This window comes from Rhizobacter sp. P2_H2 (assembly GCF_056403375.1).
The window spans coordinates 1-2,851 of the sequence record NZ_JBFUFP010000726.1; the positions used below are offsets into that span (position 1 = coordinate 1).

General features: G+C 59.8%; 6 protein-coding genes. All 6 read left to right on the forward strand.

Features of this window, described 5'->3' with window-relative positions; translation table 11 throughout:
* On the forward strand, positions 1-250 hold a 250-nt coding region (locus AC1D15_RS25310; RefSeq protein ID WP_477828152.1), incomplete at its 5' end, for a hypothetical protein.
* A gap of 557 nt (positions 251-807) precedes the next feature.
* Positions 808-1,080, forward strand: coding sequence for a hypothetical protein (locus AC1D15_RS25315; RefSeq protein ID WP_477828153.1), 273 nt, complete (start codon positions 808-810; stop codon positions 1,078-1,080).
* 133 nt (positions 1,081-1,213) lie between these two features.
* A complete protein-coding gene (locus AC1D15_RS25320; protein ID WP_477828154.1) occupies positions 1,214-1,606 on the forward strand; it encodes an SMI1/KNR4 family protein in 393 nt (130 codons plus the stop codon).
* Positions 1,607-1,691: 85 nt separating this feature from the next.
* Positions 1,692-2,015: a DUF7677 family protein gene (locus AC1D15_RS25325; RefSeq protein WP_477828157.1), complete on the forward strand. Its 324-nt coding sequence runs from the start codon at positions 1,692-1,694 to the stop codon at positions 2,013-2,015.
* Entirely contained in the window at positions 2,012-2,362 is a 351-nt protein-coding gene (locus AC1D15_RS25330) for a hypothetical protein (protein WP_477828155.1), read from the forward strand. The genes AC1D15_RS25325 and AC1D15_RS25330 overlap by 4 nt, the downstream gene beginning before the upstream one ends.
* Positions 2,363-2,459: 97 nt before the next feature.
* On the forward strand, positions 2,460-2,666 hold the full coding sequence (locus AC1D15_RS25335; protein ID WP_477828156.1) for a DUF2283 domain-containing protein: 207 nt from the start codon (positions 2,460-2,462) through the stop codon (positions 2,664-2,666).
* The last annotated feature ends 185 nt before the right edge of the window (positions 2,667-2,851 follow it).

Below are 2,851 nucleotides of genomic sequence, written 5' to 3' on the forward strand. Positions count from 1 at the left end.
CCTACTGGGCTCTGAGTACGACGACGACCTGTTCTATCGGCTCGTTGCCGAGGTCGAGACGATGGGCGGCTCGATCGTTGACAGAGAGTGGATCCTGGGCGGCCCCCAAGAAGTCGCGCTGTACGAGATATCGCTCCCAGGCGCTGACCTTGTGGCCGTCGCTCAGTCCGGTTTCGGCTTGTCGCTTCGTGGAGAGCCGGCACTTATTGAAGCCCTCGCGGATCGCGTAGCTCCGAATCGGCGAGCATGAATGGCGTGGTTCCCGCATGTCCCTTATCGGCCACTTGCAGTCCTTGGCGAAAGGCGGCTTTCGGGTAGTCTTCCTCCATGACTTCATCGGACCCCGACGTTGTTTCGTATTCGATCGTTGTACGAGGGCTTCACGAGGCTGCCTACGAGCGGTTTTCGAGAAGGTTTACCGGGCACCGGGGCGGCGCAACGCCCGGGCCGCATCCTCGTGAAATCTATCAGGTAGTCGACTGTGAGGTAGGGCAGGTGTATGGAAGCCTCTCTTGGATTGCTTCAGAAATCGCAGGCCGATTCCGGGTAGTCGAGCTCGGGATCGGCATCCATACGCCTCGCAATTGGTCGAACTTCTACGTACCACTGGATGTTGTCCAAGCGGCACATGAGTTCGGGGCGACTATTCGGCTCTCCTTCATGTCCCCCGTGGTGAGGTAGGCGTCGAGATTTCGCGCGCTGGCGCCCAGTCGCCCAGGGCCTGTCGCGTGCGGCGCTCGAAGTCTGTGGTCGGCCATGAGCCGTCATTCGCGAGAGGCGGCTTTCAGGCTTCATAGAATTCGCCCCATGCCACTCTTCACCTACATCGTCAGCTACGCTGGCGCCGAGCACGTCGCGCAGGGAAGTCACAGCAACTTCACTGGCTTTGCTATGACCTGGGCCTCGAACATCCCGACGACCGCGTTGGCCTCGCTCACGCCAGTCCTGCGCAAAGAGCTTCTTCACAAGGCGTATCGAGGTACGTTCTCGGAGGTGCCTGGCGTGAAGCACGTCTGGCGAAATTCTCTCGAACTGGGTGGACGCGAGTTGACAGTCCTCGCCGTGCAGACTGAACGGTAGACTGCCTGCTCGCTGGCACCAATCGGCCACAAGCTGACGTTCGCGAGCGGCTGCTTCCAAGCGCGATACTGGTGTCTCGGCAAGACCAGCGAGGGTCACGCCATCTGCCATGCTTTAATCGACTGTCGACCGTATGCCATTTGACCTTGCAGCCTCGTTCATAGAAGCAGCCGAACGCGAACTCGCAAGCTCGTTGCCGTCGTCCTACGCCAATGCGATGCGGGCGGCCAACGGCGGCGATCTCGATGTGCTCAACGAGGACTGGCGGCTGTATCCGATTGCCGATTCATCCGACCGAAGACGGTTGAGCCGAATGTCGAACCACGCGATCAAGGAGGCCGCAGCCCTTCAGCAGTGGCCGAAGTTTCCCTCGCGCGCGCTGGCCATCGCCGGGAACGGGTCTGGCGACCAACTGGTGATCCTGCGAAACGGTGACGCTTTTGGGGATGCGGTTCATCACTGGTCGCATGAAACTGGGGTGTTGACCAAAGTCGCGGATGACTTCGCGGATCTGCCAAGAGCTTAGCCACGGTCGGTCTTCTCTCGGCCACCAGCAGACGATCGCCACCGACCGGTTTCAGGTAGGCTGCGCATGGCAATCCCGAACCTCTATGCCACACCTGAGTCACTCATTCAGCGGAGCGCTGCGAACGTTCGCCTATTTCATGGCAAGCGGCACGCAATACACGCTCGAAGGCATCGACTATCTAGAGCTGTATGGAAATGATCCGAGCGCGATCGAGCAGGTCTACGCGATCTTCGCGAACGTCTTGCGGCTTGATGAGGAGGGGCGCGTAATGAATGCGCACTACGCGCAAAGGCGAGCCACCGACTACCTTCGGGCGTACTACGACCCGAGCTTCAAGGTCGAGCCGCCATACGAAGACTGGGAGATTGCCTTGCACGCGCCTCCTCCTCGGCTGGACCCAATATGACGAACTTGCAGTCGGATCGAGACCTTGTGGAGGTTTTGAAGTCGCTGCCGGAGCGACGGCTGGTGGAGATAGTCGCCTTGGCGCTGGAGGCGCGGGAGGCCGAAGTGAGTCGCCCTGAATGGCAGTCCGCCAAACTGGTGCTTGCCAAGGCTCATCGATTCAATGAGGCGTCAGGCACACCGTCGCCATGGGAACTGCTTTTGCTGGCGCGACCCCAGTATCCTGGGGATTTTGTCGCCGAGGGATACGGCACAAGCCAAGAAGGCGGCTGCTGCGGACTCACGCTCGTCAGCTATGCCAAGCGCATTATTTGTCCGGTGTGCGGCAGACAGGCGAGTGCTTCCTAGATGGCAACAATCGGCCAGAAGCTGCCCTTCGTGAACGTCTCCTTCGGCGCAGCCGACTTGAAGCTCCTGCTCATCAGTTCGATCTTCAGAGATTCAAATGGATACCAGTGATATCTCTCTTGCCGTCAACCCGGACGATCACGACGTTGCCTATTTGTCCCTGCCCGGTCACCCAGGCAAAGGATCTCCTGGCTGCGTGAAAAAAACAGTGCGTCTAGCGAGCCTGTTGCCGTACAAGGGCCCGGACTTGTACTTGGACTTTGACGCCCAAGGGCATCTGATTGGCGTGGAAGTCCTAGCCTGAAGCCGAGCGGTATCGTTGCGAGCCGTCGGATTCGGATTGTGGCAACGTGTCGGCGAAGTCTCGCCGCTCAAGTGAGCGAACGGCTGCCGCCGCCAGGTGCGGACGTTCGCGACCGTCAGGTATCTGGCCGGCTACGGCCTCGGTACAGGGCCTGGATCGCATAAATGCCTGACAATATCTTCTCC

Bases quoted from the DNA above. Each gene is read 5' to 3' on its own strand.
- AC1D15_RS25315 (WP_477828153.1), top strand. From the start codon at position 808: ATGCCACTCTTCACCTACATCGTCAGCTACGCTGGCGCCGAGCACGTC.
- AC1D15_RS25320 (WP_477828154.1), top strand. From the start codon at position 1,214: ATGCCATTTGACCTTGCAGCCTCGTTCATAGAAGCAGCCGAACGCGAA.
- AC1D15_RS25325 (WP_477828157.1), top strand. From the start codon at position 1,692: ATGCCACACCTGAGTCACTCATTCAGCGGAGCGCTGCGAACGTTCGCC.
- AC1D15_RS25330 (WP_477828155.1), top strand. From the start codon at position 2,012: ATGACGAACTTGCAGTCGGATCGAGACCTTGTGGAGGTTTTGAAGTCG.
- AC1D15_RS25335 (WP_477828156.1), top strand. From the start codon at position 2,460: ATGGATACCAGTGATATCTCTCTTGCCGTCAACCCGGACGATCACGAC.